Annotated in this window: 25 protein-coding genes and 1 tRNA gene; 10 read left to right on the plus strand and 16 right to left on the minus strand. The window is 63.8% G+C overall.

What is annotated here, in order from left to right; genetic code table 11:
- Window positions 1-54: 54 nt before the first annotated feature.
- The 4 genes from ABIE62_RS01290 (at window position 55) to ABIE62_RS01305 (ending at window position 3,248) form a co-directional block, all read left to right on the plus strand.
- Window positions 55-894: a hypothetical protein gene (locus ABIE62_RS01290; protein ID WP_354322871.1), complete on the plus strand. Its 840-nt coding sequence runs from the start codon at window positions 55-57 to the stop codon at window positions 892-894.
- A gap of 47 nt (window positions 895-941) precedes the next feature.
- Entirely contained in the window at window positions 942-1,259 is a 318-nt protein-coding gene (locus ABIE62_RS01295) for a hypothetical protein (protein ID WP_354322872.1), read from the plus strand.
- Window positions 1,260-1,389: 130 nt separating this feature from the next.
- Window positions 1,390-2,679, plus strand: coding sequence for an adenylosuccinate synthase (locus ABIE62_RS01300; protein ID WP_354322873.1), 1,290 nt, complete (start codon window positions 1,390-1,392; stop codon window positions 2,677-2,679).
- A 32-nt stretch (window positions 2,680-2,711) separates the two neighbouring features.
- Window positions 2,712-3,248, plus strand: a complete 537-nt coding sequence (locus ABIE62_RS01305) for a L,D-transpeptidase family protein (protein WP_354322874.1) — start codon at window positions 2,712-2,714, stop codon at window positions 3,246-3,248.
- A gap of 7 nt (window positions 3,249-3,255) precedes the next feature.
- Here the strand turns inward: ABIE62_RS01305 and ABIE62_RS01310 are convergent, their stop codons facing one another.
- Both ABIE62_RS01310 and ABIE62_RS01315 read right to left on the minus strand, forming a co-directional pair.
- Complete coding sequence (locus tag ABIE62_RS01310; RefSeq protein ID WP_354322875.1) at window positions 3,256-3,630, minus strand: DUF6768 family protein; 375 nt, start codon at window positions 3,628-3,630, stop codon at window positions 3,256-3,258.
- On the minus strand, window positions 3,627-4,223 hold the full coding sequence (locus tag ABIE62_RS01315; protein WP_354322877.1) for an RNA polymerase sigma factor: 597 nt from the start codon (window positions 4,221-4,223) through the stop codon (window positions 3,627-3,629). The genes ABIE62_RS01310 and ABIE62_RS01315 overlap by 4 nt, the downstream gene beginning before the upstream one ends.
- Before the next feature lie 130 nt (window positions 4,224-4,353).
- On the opposite strand from ABIE62_RS01315, the gene ABIE62_RS01320 reads away from it, so the two are divergent.
- Window positions 4,354-5,355, plus strand: coding sequence for a MarR family transcriptional regulator (locus tag ABIE62_RS01320; protein WP_354322879.1), 1,002 nt, complete (start codon window positions 4,354-4,356; stop codon window positions 5,353-5,355).
- On the opposite strand, the gene ABIE62_RS01325 is transcribed toward ABIE62_RS01320, so the two are convergent.
- Genes ABIE62_RS01325 through argH form a run of 4 tightly spaced genes read right to left on the minus strand, consistent with a single transcriptional unit; the run spans window position 5,352 to window position 9,189 of the window.
- Window positions 5,352-6,299 carry a precorrin-2 dehydrogenase/sirohydrochlorin ferrochelatase family protein gene (locus ABIE62_RS01325; protein WP_354322881.1) on the minus strand — a complete coding sequence of 316 codons (948 nt, stop codon included), beginning with the start codon at window positions 6,297-6,299 and terminating at the stop codon, window positions 5,352-5,354. The genes ABIE62_RS01320 and ABIE62_RS01325 overlap by 4 nt on opposite strands.
- Before the next feature lie 7 nt (window positions 6,300-6,306).
- Window positions 6,307-7,566, minus strand: a complete 1,260-nt coding sequence (gene lysA / locus ABIE62_RS01330) for a diaminopimelate decarboxylase (protein ID WP_354322882.1) — start codon at window positions 7,564-7,566, stop codon at window positions 6,307-6,309.
- Window positions 7,567-7,576: 10 nt separating this feature from the next.
- Window positions 7,577-7,816 (minus strand): hypothetical protein, encoded by a 240-nt coding sequence (locus ABIE62_RS01335; protein WP_354322883.1) that lies wholly within the window; start codon window positions 7,814-7,816, stop codon window positions 7,577-7,579.
- Window positions 7,813-9,189 (minus strand): argininosuccinate lyase, encoded by a 1,377-nt coding sequence (gene argH / locus ABIE62_RS01340; protein WP_354323035.1) that lies wholly within the window; start codon window positions 9,187-9,189, stop codon window positions 7,813-7,815. The genes ABIE62_RS01335 and argH overlap by 4 nt, the downstream gene beginning before the upstream one ends.
- Window positions 9,190-9,220: 31 nt before the next feature.
- Between argH and ABIE62_RS01345 the strand changes: the two genes are divergently transcribed.
- Window positions 9,221-9,772 carry a TlpA family protein disulfide reductase gene (locus ABIE62_RS01345; RefSeq protein ID WP_354322885.1) on the plus strand — a complete coding sequence of 184 codons (552 nt, stop codon included), beginning with the start codon at window positions 9,221-9,223 and terminating at the stop codon, window positions 9,770-9,772.
- A gap of 57 nt (window positions 9,773-9,829) precedes the next feature.
- Here ABIE62_RS01345 and ABIE62_RS01350 read toward each other — a convergent pair.
- Window positions 9,830-9,904: transfer RNA gene (locus ABIE62_RS01350), tRNA-Gln, on the minus strand.
- A gap of 79 nt (window positions 9,905-9,983) precedes the next feature.
- Window positions 9,984-10,841 carry a glutathione-dependent disulfide-bond oxidoreductase gene (gene yghU / locus ABIE62_RS01355; RefSeq protein WP_354322886.1) on the minus strand — a complete coding sequence of 286 codons (858 nt, stop codon included), beginning with the start codon at window positions 10,839-10,841 and terminating at the stop codon, window positions 9,984-9,986.
- A 178-nt stretch (window positions 10,842-11,019) separates the two neighbouring features.
- Between yghU and ABIE62_RS01360 the strand changes: the two genes are divergently transcribed.
- Window positions 11,020-13,113: an NAD(+) synthase gene (locus ABIE62_RS01360; protein WP_354322888.1), complete on the plus strand. Its 2,094-nt coding sequence runs from the start codon at window positions 11,020-11,022 to the stop codon at window positions 13,111-13,113.
- Window positions 13,113-14,012: a DMT family transporter gene (locus ABIE62_RS01365; RefSeq protein WP_354322890.1), complete on the plus strand. Its 900-nt coding sequence runs from the start codon at window positions 13,113-13,115 to the stop codon at window positions 14,010-14,012. Before ABIE62_RS01360 ends, ABIE62_RS01365 begins: the two co-directional genes overlap by 1 nt.
- Window positions 14,013-14,241: 229 nt before the next feature.
- Here ABIE62_RS01365 and ABIE62_RS01370 read toward each other — a convergent pair whose 3' ends face one another.
- The 3 genes from ABIE62_RS01370 to ABIE62_RS01380 all read right to left on the minus strand — a co-directional run bounded on the left by ABIE62_RS01370 (window position 14,242) and on the right by ABIE62_RS01380 (window position 16,071).
- A complete protein-coding gene (locus ABIE62_RS01370; protein WP_354322891.1) occupies window positions 14,242-14,661 on the minus strand; it encodes a DoxX family protein in 420 nt (139 codons plus the stop codon).
- Between the two features lie 31 nt (window positions 14,662-14,692).
- Window positions 14,693-15,289 (minus strand): FMN-dependent NADH-azoreductase, encoded by a 597-nt coding sequence (locus tag ABIE62_RS01375; RefSeq protein ID WP_354322893.1) that lies wholly within the window; start codon window positions 15,287-15,289, stop codon window positions 14,693-14,695.
- A gap of 80 nt (window positions 15,290-15,369) precedes the next feature.
- A complete protein-coding gene (locus ABIE62_RS01380) occupies window positions 15,370-16,071 on the minus strand; it encodes a pirin family protein (protein ID WP_354322895.1) in 702 nt (233 codons plus the stop codon).
- Window positions 16,072-16,174: 103 nt separating this feature from the next.
- On the opposite strand from ABIE62_RS01380, the gene ABIE62_RS01385 reads away from it, so the two are divergent.
- Window positions 16,175-17,071, plus strand: a complete 897-nt coding sequence (locus tag ABIE62_RS01385) for a LysR family transcriptional regulator (protein WP_354322897.1) — start codon at window positions 16,175-16,177, stop codon at window positions 17,069-17,071.
- Window positions 17,072-17,187: 116 nt separating this feature from the next.
- On the opposite strand, the gene ABIE62_RS01390 is transcribed toward ABIE62_RS01385, so the two are convergent.
- The 5 genes from ABIE62_RS01390 to ABIE62_RS01410 form a co-directional block, all read right to left on the minus strand.
- Window positions 17,188-19,056: an ABC-F family ATP-binding cassette domain-containing protein gene (locus ABIE62_RS01390; RefSeq protein ID WP_354322899.1), complete on the minus strand. Its 1,869-nt coding sequence runs from the start codon at window positions 19,054-19,056 to the stop codon at window positions 17,188-17,190.
- Between the two features lie 60 nt (window positions 19,057-19,116).
- Window positions 19,117-19,770 (minus strand): glutathione S-transferase, encoded by a 654-nt coding sequence (locus tag ABIE62_RS01395; protein WP_354322901.1) that lies wholly within the window; start codon window positions 19,768-19,770, stop codon window positions 19,117-19,119.
- On the minus strand, window positions 19,767-20,693 hold the full coding sequence (gene trhO, locus ABIE62_RS01400) for an oxygen-dependent tRNA uridine(34) hydroxylase TrhO (RefSeq protein WP_354322903.1): 927 nt from the start codon (window positions 20,691-20,693) through the stop codon (window positions 19,767-19,769). Before trhO ends, ABIE62_RS01395 begins: the two co-directional genes overlap by 4 nt.
- Entirely contained in the window at window positions 20,690-21,769 is a 1,080-nt protein-coding gene (locus ABIE62_RS01405) for a branched-chain amino acid aminotransferase (RefSeq protein WP_354322904.1), read from the minus strand. Before ABIE62_RS01405 ends, trhO begins: the two co-directional genes overlap by 4 nt.
- A gap of 878 nt (window positions 21,770-22,647) precedes the next feature.
- Complete coding sequence (locus ABIE62_RS01410; RefSeq protein ID WP_354322905.1) at window positions 22,648-23,187, minus strand: hypothetical protein; 540 nt, start codon at window positions 23,185-23,187, stop codon at window positions 22,648-22,650.
- 35 nt (window positions 23,188-23,222) lie between these two features.
- On the opposite strand from ABIE62_RS01410, the gene ABIE62_RS01415 reads away from it, so the two are divergent.
- The gene (locus ABIE62_RS01415; RefSeq protein ID WP_354322907.1) at window positions 23,223-24,002 is read left to right on the plus strand and encodes a TlyA family RNA methyltransferase; all 780 of its coding nucleotides are present in this window, start codon (window positions 23,223-23,225) and stop codon (window positions 24,000-24,002) included.
- The last annotated feature ends 179 nt before the right edge of the window (window positions 24,003-24,181 follow it).

Here is a 24,181-nt window from a genome sequence, read left to right on the forward strand (position 1 = left end):
TCGGTTGTAAGGTGTTAAAGGAACGCCTTAAAGCGAATTTGGAACCTCTGGTATATGATCGCATCAATAACCGGACGCACATTTGCAGCCTTCGCAAACATTGGCCAGATGATCGCGATGCTGCATGAGATTCAAGAAAATGCTACCGAGTTAAATATCCAGTTTATGCCGTTCCCTTGGCAAACGCTAAGAGACGATCTGGAGGACATTGAGCGCATTGCTTCTGAACTTAGCTTGGATGCAACGCAAGAATCGTTGCGCTATGCAATAAATCTCTGGGAGCGCGGCTTTGGCGATGTTGGAGGCATTGTTTCGCTTTCAAAGAGTGACACTGAGCGACTATCGTGGACTCTCCAAATGGTACGGATGAATTTTTCCACCCAGATGCAATCTAGGTTGGTTTTGGTCATGGGAACGAAGCACGCTCATTATCTGAACAACGAAGACCCGCCGTTTGGCCATCGAGTGGAGGATGTTTTTCCCACCTCAAGCGAAGAGATTTCAGAAGCAGCTAAATGCCTTGCTCTACAACGGCCCACCGCAGTCGTTTTTCACTTGATGCGCGCAATGGAACTGGCGGTTCAAAGAATGGCTCAGTTGCTGGGCCGCGATAATCCTGAATCTAAAGTTTGGGGGTTCATCCTCTCGGATATTGATGCCGAAATCCAGAAAATGCCAAAAGGTGCGGATCGCGATGCATGGTCAGCTTGCCACACGCATTTATATCATGTGAAACAGGCTTGGCGGAACGACACCATGCACCCCAAAACAACCTACACCGAGGCTCAGGCCGAAGTTGTGTTTGATGCTGTCAAGTCCTTTATGACCCACCTCGCGGATTTGGCACCTTCTGGCACCCACAGATCCAGCGCCTGCAACGGATCGCTGCCATAAGATAGCGTTTGCGGGGCAGGAGCGTTGATTGGCGCCATGACGCCGCTGTGCCGCGCCGCACCATCACGCCCGCCGCGTGCCTGCATCCGTTCGCGCAAAGCGGTGCGGCAGGTTTCCGACAATTCACCAGCCTTTTCACGCAGGCAGGTGCGCATTTGCGCCCGATCACGCTGCCCGTTCTGCGCGCACAGCGCGGCAATTTCCTCGCGGCAGTCGGCAGGCAGGCGTGCGCCCGCGCGTGGATGGGCAAGGATCGGGGCCGCCAGCACAGCGGCGGCGGCAACGGCTATCATGGCTTTGGCGGAAGTGTTCATCGCAGTTCCTCACAGGTGGCTTATGCGTTCCCAACGGCGCAACCGCCATAACCCTTCGTCATTGGCCTTCGTCATTGGCCTTCGCATTTGGCCTGCGCGCGCTTGCCCTGCCGCCTTCAAACGCCTACGCGCCTGCCCGGCCAAGCGCCACCAACCAGACCGCCATCAGCTAAGGATAAACATGGCCAACGTCACCGTGATCGGCGCCCAGTGGGGCGATGAAGGCAAGGGCAAGATTGTCGACTGGCTCGCCAGCCGCGCCGACGTGGTCGTGCGCTTTCAGGGCGGGCACAATGCCGGGCATACGCTGGTGATTGACGGCACGACCTATAAACTCAGCCTGCTGCCTTCGGGGATCGTGTCGGGCACGCTGTCGGTGATCGGCAATGGCGTGGTGCTCGATCCGTGGGCGCTGCGCGACGAGGTGAAGAAGCTCGAAGGCCAGGGCATTGCGATCACTGACGAGAACCTGGCGGTGGCGGACAACTGCCCGCTGATCCTGCCGCTGCACCGCGATCTGGATGGCTTGCGAGAGACTGCGGCGGGCAAGGGCAAGATCGGCACCACCGGGCGCGGGATCGGCCCGGCGTATGAAGACAAGGTTGGCCGCCGCGCGATCCGGGTGTGCGATCTGGCGCATCTCGATTCGCTCGACCCGCAGCTTGACCGGCTGTGCGCGCATCACGATGCCTTGCTCGCAGGGTTCGGCCAGCCGCCGGTTGATCGGCCTGCGCTGCTGGAAGAATTGCGTGAAATCGCGCCGTTTGTGCTGCGCTTTGCCCAGCCGGTGTGGAAACGGTTGAAAAAGGTGCGCCGCGCGGGCGCGAAAATCCTGTTTGAAGGCGCTCAAGGGGTGCTGCTCGATGTCGATCACGGCACCTATCCGTTTGTCACATCGTCCAACACCGTCAGCGGCACCGCGGCCAGCGGCAGTGGGCTTGGCCCCAATTCGACCGGTTTTGTGCTGGGGATCGTCAAAGCCTACACAACCCGCGTCGGCTCTGGCCCGTTCCCGACCGAGTTGGAGGACGATATCGGCCAAAGGCTGGGCGAACGCGGCCACGAATTCGGCACCGTCACCGGGCGCAAGCGGCGCGTTGGCTGGTTCGATGCGGTGCTGGTGCGCCAATCCTGCGCGATTTCGGGCGTCACCGGGATTGCGCTGACCAAGATCGACGTGCTCGACGGGATGGAGCGGGTCAGCATCTGCACCGGGTACCGGCTGCGCGGGAAGGTGTATGATTACCTGCCCAGCCACGCCGCCGATCAGGCCGAATGCGAACCGATTTACGAAGATATGCCCGGTTGGAGCGAGAGCACAGCGGGCGCGCGTTCTTATGCCGATCTGCCCGCCAACGCGATCAAGTATATCCAGCGGATTCAGGAATTGATCGAATGCCCGGTGGCGCTGGTGTCAACCTCGCCCGAGCGGGACGACACGATTTTGATGCGGGATCCGTTTGTGGATTGATCGCCGGGGCGTTGCGGGGTTATCCTGCCCGGATGATCCGCCGCGCTGCCCTTGCTGTCCTTGCCCTTGCCGCCTGCGCGGGGGCGCTGCCGTCGGCGGTGCCTTTATGGGCGCGCAGCGGCGATCAGATCGCGCCGCAACGCGCCTTTACTTATGTTGATTACCTGCTGGTCGACAAATCCGAACGGCTGATGATCGGCTATGCAGGCGGCCAGCCGGTCAAGGTCTGGCGCGGCTTGCAATTCGGCGGTCAGCCGCAGGGGCACAAGCAGTTCGAAGGCGACGAACGCACGCCCGAAGGCCGCTATGTGATCGAAACGCGCAATCCCGCCAGCGCGTTTCACCTCAGCCTCAAAATATCATACCCCGCGCCCGCTGACCGCGCCTTTGCGCAGGCCTATGGCCGATCGCCCGGCGGCGAAATCTTCCTCCACGGGCAGCCTAACGCGCTGCCGATGGGCCGGATGCCGGGCGATTGGACCAATGGCTGCATCGCGTTCTCCAATGCTGAGATTGAGGAGCTGTGGCGGATCGTGCCCGATGGCACGGTGATCGAAATCAGGCCCTGACCCGCGATCAGCGATCCTTTTCGTTCAGCATCGCGATCTGCACCTGCAACCGCTTCACTTCGCGCAGCACGGTCAGCATATTCACCCGCTCGAACATCCATTGCTTCAGAAAGCCCTGCATGATCAGCAGCGCGAGCGAACTCAGCCCCCAGCCAAGGATGGCATCGGTGCCTTCGGCGGTCACTGCGCGATAGATGCAATAGGCAAGCCCCAGGCCGATGGCGATGGCGAACACAAAGCCCAGCTTGGCCCAGCCGCCCAGCGGCCCTTTCCAGCTGTCGCCGATTTGCTGGAACATGCCGCGATCCGAATCGAGGCTGGCGAGGAAGGCGTGATCGTCGGCATCAAGCGCGGCGGCGATCCGTTGGTCATTGCTATTCATAGTGTGTCTCCGTGGGTAGGTTCGGGTTGGGATTCGCCCAGTGCAACCTTCAATTTGCGGCGGGCGTGGAACAGGCGGCTTTTGGCGGTGCCTTCAGCAATGCCTGCGGCGTCGGCGATTTCGCGCAGGGTCAGGCCCTCGACAAAATACAGATGGGCGGCGAACCGCTGATCGGGCGGCAGCGCGCCAAAGGCCTGCTGCAACGCGATGCTGTCACCCTGCTGGGGCGCGGCGGGCGGTTCGGATTGATCATCCAGCGCATGGCCGGACTCCCTGGCACGCTCGCGGATCGCGGCGCGCAGGAAATCCGCGCCCTTGCGGTGCAGCACGCCAAAGGCATAGCTGCGAAACCGTGCCGGATCGCGCAGCCGGGTGATACCTTTCCAGATCCCGATCCAGCATTCCTGCACCAGATCGCGCGCGATTTCGGCATCGCCGGTATAGCGCAGCGCCGCACGCGCCAGCCGCGGGTTCCAGCGCGCATGGAGCCGCTCCATCGCGCGGCCATCACCCTGCGCCACCAGCAGCACCAGCAATTCGTCAAAAATCGCGCCGGAATTGGGGGCGGGGTCAGGGTGGGGAGAATTGTTCATCACAACAGTAGTCTCTCACAGCCACGGAAAGGTTCAATCCGGGCTGCCCGAAATCGGTGGGTGGGGGTGAAATTCTTGACCTGAATTGATTTTGTTCTATTCTTGTTCTGACATCGTTGGAGTCGCACCCATGTCGAACGACGTTTCGAAACAAGCTGATTTTTCCTATGACAGCGCCCGCGATGCCGCCGGGCCGCCCGCAAGGGTGACGATTTATGGCGGTGATGCGGGTGTGCGGGCGCAGATTGCCGCTGATCTGGGTGAAGCAGGGTTCCGCAGCATCGACGGCGGATCGGTGGCCGCGCTGATCGATGGGCCGATAGCGCTGCTTGGTAATGTAAAGGTGGTCCATTGCCCGGCAGATGGCCCGCACGGGCTGGATGGGGCGATGCTGGATGGGCTGAAGATGCTTGATACGCGGGTAGCGCGGACAGGGGCGAAACTGATCGCGGCGACCAATATGGCGGGGCTGGATTATGTGTTTGCGGTGCTGGATCAATCCGCGCCGCAGATTCTGGTGTCGCCCAGCCGCGCTGAACGCCTGATTGCGGTGGGCCGGGTGATGGGCGAAGCGGTCGCGGCGCGGGTGCGCGAAATGGGGGAGGAAGACCGCGTGGCCCTGCTGCGCCTGTCGCAGCAGGTCGAAGCGATTGCCCATTCGCTCGATCGGATATCCCACACAGCGCCGCCATCTAAGGGCGCGGGCGGGCTTGGTGAATTGAAGCGTGATTTTCACCCGCAGGAAAGCGCGCATGGCTTTGGCGAAGCGCGGGGGCAGGCGGCGCTGCCCGATCCGCGCATGGTGCGGCAGATTATTGCCAACCGTCAGGCGCGTGGGCAGTTTTTCGATCCGGCACTGTTCGGCGATCCGGCGTGGGACATGCTGCTCGATCTCACCGCCGCGCATGGTGAAGGGGCGCAGGTCTCGGTCACTTCGCTATGTATCGCAGCGGGCGTTCCGGCGACCACCGCGCTGCGCTGGCTGACGCAGATGGTTGAAAGCGGCATTTTCATGCGGGTGCCCGATCCGGCGGACAAGCGGCGGGCGTTCATCGCGCTGAGCGACAAGGCGATCACTGCGATGGCGGGCTATTTCGCACAGCTTCGCACGCCGGTTGAATTGGCGACTTAGGCATCGTCCAACAGATCGGGGCGCCAACGCAGAATCAGGGTGAGGCCGGTTGGGTGGGCGTTGTCAGCCTGAAAATTGGCGGTTGAATCGAGGCTCGCAAGGCTAGACCCCTCCTTGCCCGTTCTAGACCCTGCCTTGCCCCGTCTTGACCCCTGCTTGGTCGGCCCAGACTCCTGCTTGACCCCCGCTTGACCCCCCTCATTTGCGCCCAACATCCGCCGCGCAGCATCGGCGCGGGCACGGGCCAGAATGGCTGGCGGCACCGCGCCGTCCAGTACCAACACATCCGCTTCGCCCAGCCATCGCGCCTGCCGCAGGGTCAGGTCGTCGGGGTCTGCGCTGGTGAGCGTGAGGTCAAAAATCGCTCCCGTCTGAGCCTCAGCCTCGCCAGCCAGCCACGCCTCAACCCGCTCAAAAGATTGCGTATTTAGCGGGTCAAGCGCGCAGCCCTCCCGCAAGGCCGCATCCACCGCGCGCCGCCGTTCGGCCCCGTCAGGGAAGCGCCGCCGCAGCGCCGGACGTGCCGCCTCCAGCGCCCGCGCTAGCAGCCCCAGCGTCGCGGGCAACACCCGCTCCAGCCGCAGCCTTACGTGTTTCGCCAGCCCGGCAGACGCGCCGCCCGTGCCAATCGCGACCAGCAAGGGGCTGCGATCAAGGATGGAAGGTGTTGTAAAATCGCATAATTCTGGCCGGTCGACGACATTGACCAACATTCCGGCGCAGCGTGCATTGATCGCTGCAACCTCGCAGGCACGGGCATCATCATAGGCGATAAAGGCGATTCGCACCCCTTCATCAACCGCCCGTGCCAGATCATCCACCACCACCCCGCCAGCCCGTTCCACCAGCCGCCGTTTCGGTTCGGCAGCCGGCCCTTCGCCCAGCACCAGCACATTTTGCCCGGTGATCTGGTGGAACAGCGGCAGGCTGGCGATTGTGCTCATTGGCGGCTCAGGCGAGCCATTCGGGCACGCGTTCGGCATCCATGATCGCGCCCGCTTCGATCCGGTCGGCCACCACCGCGAACCTGTCGCCATCCACCAGCACTTCGGCCACAAAGCCGCGCGAATTGTAGGATGACGCCATGGTTGCGCCGTAAGCGCCCGCGGTGCGGAACACCGCCAGATCGCCCGCATCCAACTTGTCGCATTCGCGCCCCATCGCAAAGGTATCGCCGGTTTCGCAGATCGGGCCGACGATATTGGCGGTCATCCGCGCGCCCGAAGGCTCCACCGCCTCGAAATGGTGATAGGCCCCGTAAAGCGCCGGGCGGGCGAGATCATTCATCGCCGCATCGACGATCACGAAGGGATCATTGATCCCGCGCTTCACCCGCACCACCCGCGTCAACAGCACCCCGGCATTGCCCGCGATCACCCGCCCCGGTTCAAAGATCAGCTTGACCCCCCAGTCCCGCGTCACCCGCGCCACCATCGCGCCGTATTCGGCAGGCTGAGGCAGCACTTCGCCCACCCGGTAAGGCACGCCAAGCCCGCCGCCAAGGTCGACATGGGTAATCGTATGCCCCGCGCCGCGCAGCGCCGCAACCAGCGCGCCAAGCTTTTCAAATGCGGCCTCAAGCGGAGCAAGATCAGCCAGTTGGCTGCCAATATGCACCGCCACCCCGCGCAGGTTTACCCCCGGCAGGCCCGCCAGCTTGCCGAAAATCTGGCCTGCTTCGCTGATCGGAACGCCGAATTTGTTATCGGCCTTGCCGGTCGAAATCTTGTCATGGGTGCCCGCATCGACATCGGGATTGATGCGCAGCGTGCATTGCGCCGTCACACCCTTGGCGGCAGCGATTTCGGCAAGCTCTAAGCCCTCTTCCTCGCTTTCGATATTGAACTGCCCGATCCCGGCGTCGAGCGCGGCGATCATCTCGGCGGCGGTCTTGCCCACGCCTGAGAACACAATCATGTCGGGCGCGATTCCCGCTGCAAGCGCCCGGCGCATTTCGCCCACAGACACCACGTCGGCGCCCATACCGCAACGCTCCAGCACCTTGAGCACCGCGAGGTTGGGGTTGGATTTGACCGCGAACGCGATCAGCTTATCAGGCACATCCGCCAGCGCCTCGCGAAACACCCGCGCGTGGCGTTCCAGCGTGGCGCGCGAATAGACATAGACCGGGGTGCCGACCGCATCGGCAATCTGTGGCAGCGGCACGTTTTCGGCGTGCATCACACCGTTCGAAATCGCAAAATGGTCCATCGGGTTCGCTTTATTCGGGGGGGAGATCGAAGGGGTCGTCCTGCCGTTCTTCTGATCGGCGGCGCAGTTCCACGCTGCGTTCGGGCGCGGCGAGCGCATCGCGGCGCAGCAGTTCTTCGGCGGTTGGCTTGGTAAGCGCGCCGTAAGGAGCGGTCGGCAGGGTTGCGCCTTGGGGCGGGGTCAGCGGTGCAGGGGTGCCGCATCCGGCGAGCAGGGCGGCGAGCCCGATGAAAATCGCGATCCGCATCATTCCTCCATCCCCAGCGCAGCGCGCGCGCGGGCCACCTGCAACCGAACCTGATCGGGCGCGGTTCCGCCATAGGAGGCACGCGCCGCGACCGAGGCATCAACCGACAGCGCAGCATAGACGCTTTGATCGATCCGCGCATCAATCGCCTGTAAATCAGCCAGCGAAAGCGCATCGAGCGCCGCGCCCCGGCTTTCCGCCAGCTTTACCGCAGCGCCGGTAATATGGTGCGCCTCACGAAACGGAATGCCGGCTGCGCGCACCAGCCAATCGGCCAGATCGGTGGCGGTGGCATAGCCAAGCTCGGCCGCCGCGCGCATCCGGGCGGTGTTGAAGGTGCTTTGCGCAATCATCCCCGTCATCGCCGCGATGCTCAGCGCCATCAGGCTGGCGGCCTCGAACACCGGGGGCTTATCGTCCTGCATATCCTTGGAATAGGCGAGCGGCAGGCCTTTCATGGTGATCATCAGGCTGGTCAGCGCGCCGATCACCCGGCCCGAATGCCCACGCACCAGTTCGGCGGCATCGGGGTTTTTCTTTTGCGGCATGATTGATGAGCCGGTCGAAAGGCTATCGGGCAGGCGGATGAAGCCGAACGGCTGGCTTGCCCACAGGATCAGTTCTTCGGCCAGCCGCGACAGGTGCAGCGCGCAGGTGGAGCAGGCGTAGAGAAAATCGAGCGCGAAATCGCGGTCGGATACGGCGTCCAGCGAATTGGCGGTCGGCGCGTCAAACCCCAGCGCCTGCGCGGTCGCATCGCGGTCAATCGGAAAGCCGGTGCCTGCCAGCGCTGCCGAACCGAGCGGGGATTGGTTCATCCGCGCGCGCGCATCGGACAGCCGCGAACGATCACGCCGCAGCATTTCGAAATAGGCCATCAGATGGTGGCCCAGCGTTACCGGCTGCGCGGTTTGCAGGTGGGTGAAGCCGGGCATGATGCTGTCGGCGTGCTCGCCCGCGCGGGTGACAAGCGCGGTTTGCAATCCCGCCAGCCCTGCGTCCATCTGGTCAATCGCATCGCGCACCCACAGGCGGAAATCGGTCGCCACCTGATCGTTGCGGCTGCGCGCGGTGTGCAAGCGACCCGCAACCGCGCCGACCAATTCGGCCAGCCGCGCTTCGGTGGTCATGTGGATGTCTTCGAGATCCCAATCCTCGGGCGCGCCGTTGGCGGCATATTCGGCGGCGACTATATCCAGCCCCGCGCTGATCGTGGCGGCATCCTCAGACGAAACAATCCCTTGCGCGCCCAGCATGGCGACGTGGGCTTTGGACGCGGCGATGTCCTGTTGCCACAGCGCTTTGTCGAACGGGATCGAGGCGTTGATTTCGCGCATGATCGCGCTAGGGCCAGCGGCGAAACGCCCGCCCCACATCGCGTTTGCTGCACCATTATCGGAGCCTGTCATGTCCCGCTCGTCGCTCATTCTCGCAATTCCGCTCCTGCTGCTGGGGGCTTGCGATAGGGCCGCCGACGCGCCAGCGCAACCGGGCGCGCGCGAAGTCAATTCCGCGCCCGCTGGCACGGTGGTGCGCAGCTTTGCCGGAAGCCCGCTTCCGGCGATGCAATTTACCGACCCGGCAGGCGCGGTGCTTGATCTGGCGGCGCAAGATGGCCCGGTGCTGATCAACCTGTGGGCGACATGGTGCGCGCCCTGCGTGGTGGAAATGCCGCAGCTCGACGCGCTCGCGGGTGAACTGGAGGGCGAGGTCAGGGTCATCACCATCAGCCAGGATCTGCGCGGGGCCGATGCGGTGACGCCGTTCTTTGCGCAGCAAGGCTTTGCCCGGCTCGAACCGTGGCTCGATCCCGATGCGCAGATGTCGGCGCAGTTTTCGCCCGAAGGCCTGCTGCCGCTGACGATCCTGTTCGATGCGCAGGGGCGAGAAGTGTTGCGGGTGACGGGCGCTTACGAATGGGACAGCGCAGAGGCTATCGCGATGATTCGCGCGATGTGACGTCACGTTCGAATGCGCCCATGCTGGCGGGCTATCACGACTGTCTGCTACTGCTGATGGCTGGGGTGGCAGGATTCGAACCTGCGCATGCCGGTACCAAAAACCGGTGCCTTACCGCTTGGCTACACCCCAGCAAGAGCGGCGCTCTATAGCGTGTCCGATCAGGATGTGAAGGGGGCGAACGTGGCTGTTTGCCCCCTTTCTGATCCGGCTATCCCAGCCGCTTGCCGATGAAATCTGCGGCTGAATGGCGTTCTACTAGCTGGGTATCCTCATCGCCCCACACCTTGTTGACGATTCGCCCGCGTTTGACAGCGGGGCGCGCATAGATGTCATTTACCCAGCGGCCGACGTTTTTGTATTCGTCGATGCTGAGAAAGGTCTTGGCGTCGTTGTAGATTTCGCCAGTGGTAAAGGGCGCAAGCCACGGGAAATTGGCGATATCCGCGATGGTATATTCATCGCCCGCCAGGAAGCGGGTTTCGCCGAGCCGTTTATCTGCGACATCGAAAATCCGCTTGGTTTCCATTGCATAGCGGTTGATCGGATATTCGTATTTTTCCGGAGCATAGGCGTAGAAATGGCCAAACCCACCCCCGATGAACGGGCCGGTGCCAACCTGCCAGAACACCCAGCTGAGCACTTCGGCGCGGGCCTGCGGATCGGTGGGCAGGAAGGCGCCGAATTTTTCGGCGAGGTGCACCAGAATCGCCCCGCTTTCAAATACCCGGAACGGCTGCGGCCCGCTACGATCGATCAAGGCGGGGATTTTGGAATTGGGGTTCGCGGCGACAAACCCGCTGGTGAACTGGTCGCCGCTGCCGATATTGACCGTCCATGCATCATATTCCGCGCCCGCGTGTCCGGCTTCGATCAGTTCTTCGAGCATTACCGTCACCTTCACCCCGTTGGGCGTGGCGAGCGAATAGAGCTGGAAGGGGTGCTCCCCCACCGGCAAATCGCGTTCCTCACGCGCGCCCGCGGTCGGGCGGTTGATGCTGGCGAAGCGTCCGCCCGAAACCGTATCGGCGTTCCAGACAGCGGGCGGGGTATAGGTGGCGTCGGCCATGATTGCGGCTCCTGTTGTTGTTGCGGCAACATTTGCGCCTTGGCCGATCAAGGTGCAAGCATATCGGTGCAATCGAATGGCTTGTGGGGCGCAAAGCAGGACTTTTATCGCATCGCTAGGAACGCCGGGGATTCCCCGCTAGAGCCGGTGCGACAGCCATCCGGAGCGCGCGCGAACCATGAGCGATAACTCGCACCCCTTTTTCGATATGCACGAACACGGCTTTGTTCGCGTGGCCACCGCGACCCCGTGCAGCCGCCCGGCTGATGTCGCCTATAACACCGCAGGCGTGCTGGCCGAGGCGGAGAAGGCGCACGCGGCGGGCGTTGATCTGGTGGTGTTCCCCGAACTCACACTGTCATCTTACGCGATCGACGATCTGCTGCTGCAACACGCGCTGATCGAGCGGGTGGAGCAGGCGCTGGCCGAGGTGGTCGCGGCTTCGGCCGATCTCAACCCGGTGCTGGTGGTGGGCGCACCGCTGCGCCGTGCGGACAAGCTGTATAATTGCGCCGTGGTGATCGCGGGCGGGCAGGTGCTGGGCGTGGTGCCCAAAAGCTTCCTGCCCAATTACCGCGAGTTTTATGAAAAGCGCCATTTTGCCCACGGGCGCGGTTGCACCGATTTGTGGATCGGGGTGGCTGGGGAGGAAGTGCCGTTTGGCACCGATCTGATCTTTGCTGCGGCGAACCTGCCGGGCTTCCGGTTCGGCGTCGAAATCTGCGAGGATTTCTGGGCGCCGATCCCGCCGGGGATGACGGCGGCGATGGCGGGCGCGCTGATCCTGTGCAACCTTTCGGCCTCGCCCGTCACCATCGGGCGCGCGGATGATCGCCATCTGCACTGCCGCTCGTCTGCCAGCCGCGCCATCGCCGCCTATGTCTATTCGGCTAGCGGGCATGGCGAAAGCACCACCGATCTGGCGTGGGACGGGCAGGGCGTGATCTACGAAATGGGCGACCTTCTGGCGCAAAGCGCGCGGTTCGACCGATCTGGCGAGCTGTGCGTGGCCGATATCGACACTGACCGGATCGCTGCTGAACGCCTGCGCAATCAGACCTTTGCCGATGCGGCTGAGGCAGCGGGCCGCCCCGAAGACAGCTATCGCCGGATCGTGTTCGAACACGCCTATGCGCCTGGCGATGTCGGGCTTGTCCGTGAGATCCGGCGATTCCCCTTCGTCCCCAACCGGCCCGATAAGCTGGACGAGGATTGTTACGAGGCGTTCAATATTCAGGTCGATGCGCTGATGCGGCGGATCGAGGCGACGGGCGCGAAAAGCCTGGTGATTGGCATTTCGGGCGGGCTGGACAGCACCCACGCGCTGATCGTGGCGGCCAAGGCGTGCGACCGGCTCGGTCTGCCGCGCACCACCATTCGCGGTTATACCATGCCCGGTTTCGGCACCTCGGATCACACCAAGGGGAATGCCCACCGGCTGATGGCAGCGATGGAAATTACCGCGGGCGAGATCGACATTACCCCTGCCGCGCGGCGAATGCTCGAGGATATCGGCCACGCCTTTGCGCAGGGCGAGCCGGTGCATGATGTGACCTTTGAAAACGTGCAGGCGGGCCTGCGCACCGATTATCTGTTCCGGCTGGCGGGGCAGCATGGCGGTTTTGTTATCGGCACCGGCGACCTCAGCGAGTTGGCGCTGGGCTGGTGCACCTATGGCGTGGGCGATCACATGAGCCATTACGCGGTCAATTCGGGCGTTCCCAAAACGCTAATCCAGTATCTGATCCGCTGGGTTATCCAGACCGGGCAATTCACCGATGCCTGCGGCGAAGTGCTCGGCGCGGTGCTGGATACCGAGATTTCGCCCGAACTGGTGCCACCGGGAGCGGACGGCGCGGTGCAATCGACCGAGGAACTGGTTGGCCCGTATGAACTCAACGATTTCTTCCTCCATCACGTGATCCGCTATGGCCAGCGGCCCGGCAAGGTCGCGTTTCTGGCGTGGCACGCGTGGAAAGCGCGCGAGGAAGGGCTGTGGCCTGCGGGCTTCCCGGCGGAGGGGCGCAGCGAATATTCGCTGGCGACCATCGCGCACTGGCTCGACAAGTTTTGCGCGCGGTTCTTCGGCTTTTCGCAGTTCAAACGCTCGGCGCTGCCCAATGGGCCGAAAGTCTCATCCCAAGGCGCGCTGTCACCGCGTGGGGATTGGCGCGCGCCGTCGGATGCGGCGGCGACAGTGTGGCGCGACGAATTGCGCGGCAGCCTGCCCGATGCGGTGGTGCATGAGGTGTTTGGCGACACCGCCCGCTGATGCCCGCCAACCTGCCCGCCTCCGCGCTGGGGATCTTGCTGTTCTGCAATGTCGCCTGGGCGATGAATGTCGTGGTCAGCAAGATCGCGGTCAGCACGCTGGGCCTGCCGCCGCTGTTCTACACCGTGCTGCGATCGGGCATTGTGCTGGTGGTATTGTTCCCCCTGCTGCGCCAGATCCCGGCACGTTTGCCAGTGGTGCTGGCGATCGGCTTTGCCATTAGCGGGGGCAGTTTCGCGCTGCAATTCATGGGTTTGCAATCCGCAACCCCATCGGCGGTAGGGGTCGTGACCTTGGCCGGTGCGCCGATGACGGTGTTGTTCGCGGTGCTTTTTCTGGGCGAGCAGGTGCGCTGGCGACGCGGCATCGGGATGGCGCTGGCGCTGGGCGGGGTGGGCCTTGCGATGGGTTCACCGGCTGAGGGCAGCAGCTTTGCGGGGCTGGCACTGGCCTTTTGCGGCGTGCTGATCGGGTCGCTCGGATCGGTGTTTGTGAAGCGCATCGCAATCGGCGCGGTGGCGCTTCAGGCGTGGGCGGCGCTGATATCATTCGCCATCATGCTGCCGGTGACATTCACGTTTGAAACCGGGCAGTTGGACGCGATCCGCGCCGCGCCGCTGGCAATTGCCGGGTGCGTGGTGTTTGCCGGTGTGGTCGTTTCAATCGGCGCGCATTCGGCCTATTTCAAGCTGTTGCAGGCCCATGATGCCAACCTGATCGTGCCGCTGACCCTGCTGACCCCGCTGCTGACGATCGGGTTCGGGGCGTGGCTGACGGGGGATGCGATCGGCTGGCCTTTATTGGCGGGCGGGGCGCTGGCGATCATCGGCGTGGCGATCATCGTGGTGCGCCCCAGCCGCAACATCTTCAAACCGTTGCTGGTGCGGCCAAGGCTATGACCCAAAGCGCGATGAGTCTGACTCATCGCGCTTTGGGTAAGCCCGTGCGGCGCCTGAGCAATTCCAACGCGTGATGCGCCAGCATCTCAGCGCGCTGGTATAAGGCCCCAATGTTTCACGTGAAACACCGGGCAGGACGGGCCTAGAGGGGGCCTAGGGCGGGTCAAGCGAAGGCTGGATCCCCCGCTTTTCCCGGCTACCTCCCGGCCAATTTATCGGCTGATGCGGGTCAGCCCCGGTCCATGGAGAAGCGCCCCGGGCCAAAGCCGACCACCTGGAACATCCCGCCTGCAATCGCGAGATTCTTGAGGAAGCTGGTGAACTGCATCTGGTCGGCGAAGTCAGCGTGGAAGATGATTGCTGCAGCGATGCTGAAAAGGCCCAGCGCGGCGGCGGCGGCGCGGGTCTGATATCCCGCGATCAGCAAAACAGCCCCGCCGACTTCCAATGCGATGGTGGCATAGGTAATCACTTCGGCAAATGGCAGGCCCATGCTGGCGATGTAGCCGGTGGTGGCCTCGATCGTCGCGATCTTGCCTACGCCGGCGATCAGAAAGATCGCGGCGAGCAGCAGCCGGGCGACCAGCGCCACCGCGTCTTGTGGCAGAAAGCCGAAAATCGGGGCTGCGGGGTTGGTGTGATTGGTCATTGTGGTTCTCCTGTTGCGTCTGGTGGTCGGATCAGGCAGCGATCCTGGCCGCCTGTTCGTGTGCAGTGGTAATCTTGCTCTCGCCGTCTTCGCCCATGATCCCGTCGGCGGCGACCATCGTGACATCGGTGATACCAAGGAAGCCGAGGAAGAATATCAGCCAGCGGCTCATGAAATCAATATCGCTGCCCATCGGGGTGCCGCCGCTGGCGATGGTGATGTAGGCTTTCTTGCCGGTCAGCAGGCCTTCAGGCCCGGTCGCGGTGTAACGGAAGGTGGTGCCGGCGCGGGCCACCAGATCGGCCCAAGCCTTGAGCGTCGCAGGCGGACCGAAATTATACACCGGGCTGGCGATCACGATGGTGTCTGCCGCCTGCAATTCGGCAATCAGCGTATCGGCGATGGCGGCAAGGTCGGCCTGTTGCGGAGTGCGATCCGCCGCCGGGGTGAGGTTTGCGCCGAACCGTTCGGCGCTCACGAACGGCAGATCATTCGCGGCGAGATTGCGGGTGGTGACGCCTGCGCCGGACTTGGCGGCAAGGCCATCGACAACGCGCTGACCCAGCCCGCGCGAGATGCTGTCGCTGTCCGAACGGATGCTGGCGGTGATGTAGAGAATATTGCTCATCGGGGGATTCCTTCGATTTTGGAAACAGGGGGTGGAGCCGGCTGGCTGGGGGGGAGGGGCCAGCCGGCTCCGGGGGGAAATTACGCTGCGTCGACCAGCACCACTTCGCTGTTTTCGATTGCGGTGATGGTCACGCTATCCAATTGCGTAATCGCCACCCCGTCGCGTGCGTTGGCTTCAACCTCACCGATCCGCACCTTGCCGGTGGCGGGGACGAGGTAGAGGTGACGGTCAGAGCGGATCGGCGTGTAGGTCACGCTTTCACCCGCCCTTATCGTCGCGCCCAGCACACGGGCATCGGCGCGTATCTTCAACGCATCATCATCATTCGCCGCCCCGCTGGCCAGCGCCACGAACGCGCCGTTGCGGCTGTCCTTGGGAAACTGCCGCGCACCCCAGCTGGGTTCGCCGCCGCGTTGATCGGGGATGATCCAGATCTGGAACAGCGTGGTTTCGCCATTTTCAAGGTTGTATTCCGAATGGCGCACACCGGTGCCAGCGCTCATCACCTGGACATCGCCCGCTTCGGTGCGGCCTTCGTTGCCCATGCTGTCGCGGTGGGTAATCGCGCCGGTGCGGACATAGGTGATGATTTCCATGTCGCTGTGCGGGTGGGTGGGAAAGCCCGTGCCTGCGGCGATCCTGTCATCGTTCCACACCCGCAATGCGCCCCAGTGGACGCGGGCGGGATCGTGGTAGCTGGCAAAGGAAAAATGGTGCCGCGCATCCAGCCAACCGTGGTTGGCCGCGCCAAGCGTGTTGAAGGGTCGCAGTTCGATCATGACGGTTCTCCTGTCTGTTGAAACAGGAAATAGGAGGAATCATTCAAACGGATAAGTGCGATAAAACTTGCCAAAACGTTCGGAAAATCTGAACATATGCACCATGAAACTCGGTGAACCCACCCTCGATCAATTGCGCATCTTCATCGCCGTGGCCGAACATGGCAGCTTTGGCGGCGCGGCGCGGGCGATGGGGCGCGCGGTGTCTGCGGTATCATACGGCATCGCTCAGCTGGAGGCGCAGCTGGCGCTGACCCTGTTTGACCGCGAAGGATCGCGCCGCCCGGTGCTGACCCCGGCGGGCGCAGGCTTGCTCGCCGAAGCGCGCGGCATTGCTGACGGAGTGGATGCGCTGGTGGCCAAGGCGCACTCGCTTCACGCAGGCCAGGAACCGGCGTTGACGCTGGTGGTCGATGTGATGATGCCGGGCGAGTTGACCGCGCGGGTGCTGGGCGAATTCCGACGGATGTTCCCGACCTGCGCGCTGACCTTGCGGATCGAAGGGCTGGGTGCGGTGGCGGCCTGCGTGATTGCGGGCGGGGCCGATCTTGCCATCGGCGGCCCGGTAATCGGCGATCATCCCGCGCTGGAACGCCACGCGGTGGGCGAAATCACGCTGGTGCCGGTCGCCGCGCCCCATCATCCTTTGGCCCGCGCTGATGTCGCGCCGGGGGAAAGCCGCCGCCACCTACAACTGGTGCTGACCGATCGTTCCCCGCTGACCGAGGGGCGCGAGTTTTCCGTGCTCAGCCCGCTGACCTGGCGGTTGGGCGATCTGGGCGCGAAGCATTCCTTGCTGAAGGAAGGGCTGGGCTGGGGCAATATGCCGCGCGCGATGGTGGCGGGCGATCTGGCGGCTGGCACGCTGGTAGAACTTGACCTGCCCGAACAACCCGGCGCGCAATATCGCCTGAGCGCGCTGTGGCGGCGCGACACACGGCTTGGCCCGGCGGCGAGCTGGCTGGTCGATGCGTTCCGCGATGGGTTGGGGGCTGGGTAAGACTCAGTTTCGTCGCCCCGTGCTTGACACGGGGCTTGGCTATCTTGCGCTCGCGAGGACACATAAAAGCCCAACCCCGTGTCAGGCACGGGGTGACGGTGTTCTATCGAAAGGCCCTAAACCCCCTCCAGCGCTTCAACCACCGTGCCCGCAGCCATCCACGCCTGTTCGGCTGCGGCCAGCGCATCCGCAGCCTTGGCGCGCGCCGTCAGCAAGTCTTGCAGTTTTGCCCCGGCCTGCCCCTGCGCAGCGCTGCTCGCGGCCACAATCTGCGCGTCGAGCCGCTCGACCTCGGCAGACGCACGGGCCAGCACATTGTCGGCCTTTTCCAGCTGCGATTGGGCATAGCGCGTCTCGGCCATGGTCTTTGGCGCGCCCGGCTTGCTGCCTGCGCTGTTGCCTTTGACCCCCTCACCCTTCGGCTTCCGGCCAAGGATGAAGTCGATGTAATCATCCATGCTGCCCGCATATTCGCGCGCGGTGCCGCCATCGACCAGCACCAGCCGGTCGGCGGTGAGTTCCACCATATGGCGATCGTGGCTGATCAGGATCACCGCGCCGGTATAGGCGTTGAGCGCCTGCACCAACGCCTCACGCGCGTCGACATCCAAGTGGTTGGTCGGCTCGTCGAGGATCAGCAGATGCGGCGCGTCGCGCGTGATCAGCGCCAGCGCAAGCCGCGCACGTTCCCCGCCCGAAAGCTTCTCAACCCGCGTCTGTGCCTTTGCGCCCGAAAAGCCGAAGCGGCCCAGTTGCGCGCGCACGGCGCCGGGCGATTGCCCCTCCATCGCGCGGGTCATCAGATCGAGCGGAGTGTCCTCACCCGCCAGTTCTTCGACCTGATACTGCGTGAAATATCCGACCTTGAGCTTGCCCGGCGCATTGACCGCGCCTTCTGCCGGGGCCAGCTGCGATGCGAGCAGGCGCGCCAGCGTGGTCTTGCCATTGCCGTTGCGGCCCAACAGCGCGATCCGGTCATCCGCCTCGATCCGGAAATTCAGCCGCTTGAGGATCGGCGGTGCTTCGCCGTATCCCACCGCCGCCTGTTCCAGCGTGATCATCGGTGATCGCATCTCTGACGGATCGGGGAAATCGAAACTCAGCGTCGGGTCTTCCATCAGCGCCGCGATCGGCTGCATTTTGGCGAGCATCTTGGCGCGCGATTGCGCCTGCTTGGCGGTGGAGGCGCGCGCTGAGTTGCGGGCGACGTAATCCTGAAGGCGCGCACGCTGCGCATCCTGCGACACCTTGGCCGAGGCGAGCTGCGCGGCGCGTTCGGCGCGCTGTTTTTCAAATGCGTCATACCCGCCGGGATACAGCGTCAACTGCCCGCCTTGCAGGTGCAGGATATGGTCGACCACCTTGTTGAGCAGATCGCGTTCGTGGCTGATCACCACCAGCGTGGCGGGGTAAGACTTGAGGAAGTTCTCCAACCACAGCGTCGCTTCGAGATCGAGGTGGTTGGAAGGTTCGTCAAGCAGCAGGATGTCAGGTTCGGAAAACAGCAGCGCGCCGAGCGCGATGCGCATTTTCCAACCGCCGGAAAAACTGTCGACGGGGCGTTGCTGCATCTCGTCGTCAAAGCCGAGACCGTTGAGGATTTTGGCCGCGCGGGCAGGGGCGCTGTAGGCGTCAATCGCCAACAGGCGTTCGTGGACATCGCCCATGCGGTCCATGTCGGTGCAGGTTTCCAGCTCCGCCAGCAGCTGCGCCCGCTCGGTCGCGGCGGCGAGCACGACCTGTTCGGGGGTCATGCTGCCGCTCGGCGTTTCCTGCGCGATATAGCCGATCCGCGCGCGCGCGGGTTTGGTGATTTCGCCGTCATCCGGCTCGATCTCGCCGATCAGCGCTTTCATCAGCGTGGATTTGCCCGCGCCATTGCGGCCAATCAGGCCAACGCGCGCGCCAACCGGCACAGTCGCACTGGCGCGTTCAAGAATGGCCCGGCCGCCAAGCCGCACTGTGACTCCGTCGATGGTAAGCATGGCGGCCCCCTAACAGCCAATTGCCGCGCACCCAAAGGAAATTGCTGCGGTGCGGGATTTCTACGGCCCGAAGCGGATCGGCGTGTCGCCGCTTCGCCACGGCGCGAATTTGGGCATGATGGCGGCGAACAGGGGGGAGGCGAGGTGTCGTTCCAGCCATTCCTGCATATGCGGCAGTCCCTGCGCATCGAACCAGTCGCGATCGGTGTTGGCAAATTGCCGGATGAACGGGAACAGCGCGATGTCGGTAAGGGTGGGGCGATCACCAATCAGATAGGCGCTCATGCCAAGACGCGCATCGAGATCAAGCAACACCGACAAGCCATGCGTGCGATGATCAAGGCGGAATGTGGCCTCATCGCCGGCTGTCTCATCGGGATAGCGGTGCGGATATTTGTAGCGGTCGAGATGGTGTTTGAACGCCCCGTCATTGCGCGCGATCAGCGCCGCATCATCGCCCGCCAGCCAGTGTTCGGGATCGTGCTGCGCCAAAGCCCAGCGCATGATCGCGAGGCTTTCGTCGATCACGGTGGAGTCAGGCAACACCAGCACCGGCACGGTCGCTTTCGGCGATGCTGCGATGAGTTCTGGCGGCTTGGCAGCGAGTTTCACCTCGCGCAATTCCACCGCAATCCCCGCCACCCATAACGCCATGCGCGCCCGCATCGCATAGGGGCAGCGGCGGAAGGAATAGAGGGTAGGGATTTTGGTCACGGCTTCGGCGGAAGCACCGCGCCGACATGCACTTCGCCGCGTGCCTTGGCCAGCGCCTCCTGCCGTTGGCGTTCGGCGTAACCGGCGCGCTGTTCGGGGGTGCGTTCGTCGATGCAGGCAGGGCAGCTGACCCCGTCCTCGTAATCGGGATGGGCCAGCGCAGCAGCGTCAAGCGGGCGGCGGCAGGCGCGGCACAGCGCGTATGATCCCGGTTCCAGCCCGTGGCGCACCGTCACCCGCTCATCAAACACGAAGCATTCGCCTTGCCACAGGCTTTGCGTTTCAGGGATGTGTTCGAGATACTTCAGAATGCCGCCCTTGAGGTGGTAAACCTCCTCCACGCCTTCTGCCCGCAGGAAGCTGGTCGATTTTTCGCAGCGGATGCCCCCGGTGCAGAACATCGCTACCTTCCTCTTGCCATCGAGCAATTCGTCGCGGTGAGCGCGGAACCACGCGGGGAAATCGCGGAAACTGGGCGTCTGCGGATCGACCGCGCCCGCAAAGGTGCCGACCGCGACTTCGTAATCATTGCGGGTGTCGATCAGAACCGTATCAGGGTCAGCGATCAACGCGTTCCAGTCATGCGGATCGACATAGTGGCCGACGGCGAGCGTGGGGTCGATGTCCGGCTCGCCCATCGTCACGATTTCGCGCTTCACCCGCACTTTCATGCGGTGGAACGGCATTTCAGGCGCGGCGGAGTATTTCACGTCGAGGTCAGCGCAACCCGGCAGCGCCCGGATAGCCCCAAGCACCGAAGCCAGCGCATTGTCGGTGCCCGCAATGGTGCCGTTAATCCCTTCGCGGGCGAGCAGCAACGTGCCCTTGATGCCATGCGCCTCGCAAGCGGCGAATAGCGGCGCACGCAAGGCTTCGGGATCGGGGAAGGGCGTGAACTTGTAGAGCGCGGCGACTTGGATCAAACCCGCATCACCCAGCCATGCGTGTCGGCGATCTGGCCGTTCTGGATGCCGACCAGCCGTTCGCGCATTTTCGCCGTCATCTGCCCGATCCCGCCCGCGCCGATGTGGAACTCGCCTGCGTGTGAGGCGACTGTGCCAACCGGGGTGACAACCGCCGCAGTGCCGCAGGCCATCGTTTCGAGCAGGGTGCCGTTTTCGGCCTCTTCGCGCCACTGGTCGATCGAATAAGGCTCCTCGCGCACCTCCAGCCCTTCTTCGCGCAGCATCGCGATCAGCGAATCGCGGGTGATGCCGGGCAGGATCGTGCCGGTCAGCGGCGGGGTGATGACGCTGCCATCCGACCGGACGAAGAACAGGTTCATCCCGCCCAACTCCTCAACCCAGCGGTGTTCGATCGCGTCGAGGAACACCACCTGATCGCAGCCTTGCGCGGTCGCTTCGGCCTGCGGAACGAGGCTGGCGGCATAATTCCCGCCGGTCTTGGCCGCCCCGGTACCGCCGGGGGCTGCGCGGGTGTAACTCTGCGCGACCCAGATTTTGACCGGGTTCACGCCCTTTTTGAAGTAATTGCCGACGGCGCTGAGGATCACAATAAACTTGTATTGCCGCGCGGGCCGCACGCCGAGGAAGGCTTCGGACGCGAACATGAAGGGGCGGATGTAGAGCGCGCCGCCATCAACCGGTGGCAGCCAGGCGGCGTCGGCCACCACCGCTTCGCGCACTGCGGCGAGGAACAGTTCTTCGGGGATTTCGGGCATCGCCATGCGCCGCGCGCTGGCGTTGAACCGCGCCGCGTTGGCTTCGGGCCGGAACAGCGCGAGCCCGCCGTCGGCGTGGGCATAGGCTTTCATGCCTTCAAAGATTTCCTGCGCGTAATGCAGCACGCTGGCGGCAGGATCGAGGCTGATCGGGCCGCGCGGGCCGATGGTCGGCGTCTGCCAGCCGCCCAAGGCTTCGTCATAGTCGACCACTACCATGTGATCGGTGAACACGGTTCCAAAGCCCGGATCGGCGATCCTTACGGCGCGGATGTCATCGGGCGTAGGCGCGGGGTGGGGCGTGCGGGTGAACTGCATGATTTGCGCCTAATCCTGCGCGGGGATTTGGGCAAGATGTGTGTTGGGAGCATCACCATCGCTCGCCCCTCCACCATCCTACGGATGGTCCCCCTCCCCTGAAGGGGAGGACCAGAACGGGCTGCAGGCCCGCAAGCGCGGCCGCGCGCCCGCAGGTGCTCTGCCGCGCAGCGGCAGAAACGCGCCGAGGACGAACCCGCGGAGGCGGGTTCGAAACACAAAAAACTCAAATGAAAAGGGCAGCTCCACCTGTCGGGGAACTGCCCTTTGCATGGTCAGCGGCCGGAAGTGCCGCTCACGAAGCCTTACTCGGCCAGAGAATTACCGAGTATGCTCCGTAGGGATCTTCACCGACCTCGCTACTGAACCATGAGACATCGGATCACCTCCTTTCGCGCTTGTGAGCCAGACCCGCCGCATCACCGGGGGCCGAGAGCCGCGTTCGCCGCTGGCCTCAGGTGCATATGTGAATCATGGACGTGACAAGGACAAGACTTGTATTTAACTTTTCCCACGTCATACTGATTTTCCGCTGCGGCATGGGCGCCTGAGGGACACCTCGGGCGTTTTTTCGTTGCGGCGTTGCCTGTGGACAGGCTGTGCATGGGCCTGTGGATATTAACGTATAGAATCGGGAGTTCTTGTGTGTGTCCGCGCCTCCGCGCGGACATCCTCGGCGCTACTACCGCCGCCGTGCGGCGGAGCGCCTGCGGCTCGCGCGCTTGCGCTCGCGGGCCTGAGGCCCGGCTCGGCTCATGGCTGGCTCCGGCACCGGGCCCTCAGGGCCCGCAAGGGCGACTGCCCGCCCGCAGGGGCCCGTAGCGCAGCGAAGGAGCAGCGCCGAGGACGAACCTGCGGAGGCGGGTTCGCAACAAAGGCTACCTGCAATCCTCGATCACCCGAGTTACTTCGGCCCAAGACGGCACGATCAGCGCGGGCAGGCCGGTCGCCTCTACCGCAAACCGCCCCTTGCTGAGCGCCATTGCATCGAGCAGCGCGTCATTTGCACTGAGCGCAAGGATCACCTCACCCCCGGCGGGCTGCATGGTAAGGGTGCGGGTGGTGGTTTCGGTGCGGATGGTGACTAGCGGGCGCGGCGATCCGCTTTCGGGCAGCGACAGGATGACGCCGCGCCGATCCGCCGGGCAGCGCAGCCGCATCATCGGGCGTTCACCCGGCCCCCAAAAGGTCGCCTCGCTACGTCCGCCTTGTGCGGTGTAGCGCCAGTCACCGGCTGAGGCCGGCGCATCCATCCAGTTGTCATAGGCTGGAGATTGAATTTCCGGCGGCGGTGCGACGGGAACAGGCGCAGGGCGCGCTACGGGTTCAGGCGCAGGGGCCGATGCAGGCGCGGTGCTGGCCGGAACGCAGGCGGTCAGCATCAGGGCGGAAACGAGAACGGGGACAGCAGCTTTCATCCGCTCACTTTGCGCGCTACAGCCCGCGCTTGTCCATGCCTGAAAACTCCACTCGTCCCGCAAAGCCGCAAAAGCGCCGCGTCGATCAACTGTTGGTTGATCGTGGGCTGGCGGAAAGCCGCGCGCGGGCGCAGGCGCTGGTGATGGCGGGGCTGGTGTTCGTGGGTGAGGCGAAGATTGACAAGCCGGGGCAGCAGATTGCCGAGGACGCGGCGCTCGACGTGCGCGGGCGCGATCATCCATGGGTCAGCCGCGGGGGGGTCAAGCTGGCCCACGCGCTCGAACATTTCGGCCTCGACCCGGCGGGCGCGACCGCGATGGATATTGGTTCCTCCACCGGCGGGTTTACCGATGTGCTGCTATCGCACGGCGCGGATCACGTCTTTGCGGTCGACAGCGGCACCAACCAGCTGGCGTGGCGGCTGCGCGAAGACCCGCGTGTGACTGTGCTCGAACAGACCAGCGCGCGAATCCTGACGCCGCAGCTGATCGACCGGCCCTGCGATTGGGTGGTATGCGATGCCAGCTTCATCAGCCTCGCCAAGGTGCTCGACGTGCCGCTGAAACTCGCCGCCACGCCATGCCAGCTGGTCGCGCTGATCAAGCCGCAGTTTGAGGTCGGGCGCGATGAAGTGGGCAAGGGCGGGGTGGTGCGCGACCCTGCTTTGCACGCGCGGGTTTGCGCAGAGGTTCGTGAATGGATCGAAGGGCTTGGCTGGGATATTTCAGGCATCGTGGAAAGCCCGATTACCGGCCCGCAAGGCAATGTCGAATTCCTGATCGCTGCCCGGCGGGGGTTTACCAAAGTTCGATGAGGCCCGCCTCATCGGGCTTTGGTATAAGCCCGTGCGGCACCTGAGCATTTCCAGCGCGTGATGCGTCAGCGTCTTAGCGCGCTGGAATAGTCCATTTGGCCGAATATTGATCCGAGCAAAGGTGCGCCACCCGGCCCGGTGCACCATTAAGGGGCGGGGCGGACGGGATAAGTTGGCGC

The organism is Porphyrobacter sp. MBR-155 (assembly GCF_040547625.1).
Classification (GTDB): Bacteria; Pseudomonadota; Alphaproteobacteria; order Sphingomonadales; family Sphingomonadaceae; genus Erythrobacter.

Bases quoted from the DNA above. Each gene is read 5' to 3' on its own strand.
- ABIE62_RS01415 (WP_354322907.1), top strand. From the start codon at position 23,223: ATGCCTGAAAACTCCACTCGTCCCGCAAAGCCGCAAAAGCGCCGCGTC.
- argH (WP_354323035.1), bottom strand. From the start codon at position 9,189: ATGTGGGGCGGGCGTTTCGCCGCTGGCCCTAGCGCGATCATGCGCGAA.
- ABIE62_RS01405 (WP_354322904.1), bottom strand. From the start codon at position 21,769: ATGCAGTTCACCCGCACGCCCCACCCCGCGCCTACGCCCGATGACATC.
- lysA (WP_354322882.1), bottom strand. From the start codon at position 7,566: ATGGACCATTTTGCGATTTCGAACGGTGTGATGCACGCCGAAAACGTG.
- ABIE62_RS01335 (WP_354322883.1), bottom strand. From the start codon at position 7,816: ATGATGCGGATCGCGATTTTCATCGGGCTCGCCGCCCTGCTCGCCGGA.
- ABIE62_RS01380 (WP_354322895.1), bottom strand. From the start codon at position 16,071: ATGATCGAACTGCGACCCTTCAACACGCTTGGCGCGGCCAACCACGGT.
- ABIE62_RS01320 (WP_354322879.1), top strand. From the start codon at position 4,354: ATGTCGAACGACGTTTCGAAACAAGCTGATTTTTCCTATGACAGCGCC.
- yghU (WP_354322886.1), bottom strand. From the start codon at position 10,841: ATGGCCGACGCCACCTATACCCCGCCCGCTGTCTGGAACGCCGATACG.
- ABIE62_RS01315 (WP_354322877.1), bottom strand. From the start codon at position 4,223: ATGAACAATTCTCCCCACCCTGACCCCGCCCCCAATTCCGGCGCGATT.
- ABIE62_RS01360 (WP_354322888.1), top strand. From the start codon at position 11,020: ATGAGCGATAACTCGCACCCCTTTTTCGATATGCACGAACACGGCTTT.
- ABIE62_RS01325 (WP_354322881.1), bottom strand. From the start codon at position 6,299: ATGAGCACAATCGCCAGCCTGCCGCTGTTCCACCAGATCACCGGGCAA.
- ABIE62_RS01385 (WP_354322897.1), top strand. From the start codon at position 16,175: ATGAAACTCGGTGAACCCACCCTCGATCAATTGCGCATCTTCATCGCC.
- ABIE62_RS01290 (WP_354322871.1), top strand. From the start codon at position 55: ATGATCGCATCAATAACCGGACGCACATTTGCAGCCTTCGCAAACATT.
- ABIE62_RS01370 (WP_354322891.1), bottom strand. From the start codon at position 14,661: ATGACCAATCACACCAACCCCGCAGCCCCGATTTTCGGCTTTCTGCCA.
- ABIE62_RS01390 (WP_354322899.1), bottom strand. From the start codon at position 19,056: ATGCTTACCATCGACGGAGTCACAGTGCGGCTTGGCGGCCGGGCCATT.
- ABIE62_RS01345 (WP_354322885.1), top strand. From the start codon at position 9,221: ATGTCCCGCTCGTCGCTCATTCTCGCAATTCCGCTCCTGCTGCTGGGG.
- ABIE62_RS01365 (WP_354322890.1), top strand. From the start codon at position 13,113: ATGCCCGCCAACCTGCCCGCCTCCGCGCTGGGGATCTTGCTGTTCTGC.
- ABIE62_RS01410 (WP_354322905.1), bottom strand. From the start codon at position 23,187: ATGAAAGCTGCTGTCCCCGTTCTCGTTTCCGCCCTGATGCTGACCGCC.
- ABIE62_RS01375 (WP_354322893.1), bottom strand. From the start codon at position 15,289: ATGAGCAATATTCTCTACATCACCGCCAGCATCCGTTCGGACAGCGAC.
- ABIE62_RS01305 (WP_354322874.1), top strand. From the start codon at position 2,712: ATGATCCGCCGCGCTGCCCTTGCTGTCCTTGCCCTTGCCGCCTGCGCG.
- ABIE62_RS01310 (WP_354322875.1), bottom strand. From the start codon at position 3,630: ATGAATAGCAATGACCAACGGATCGCCGCCGCGCTTGATGCCGACGAT.
- ABIE62_RS01300 (WP_354322873.1), top strand. From the start codon at position 1,390: ATGGCCAACGTCACCGTGATCGGCGCCCAGTGGGGCGATGAAGGCAAG.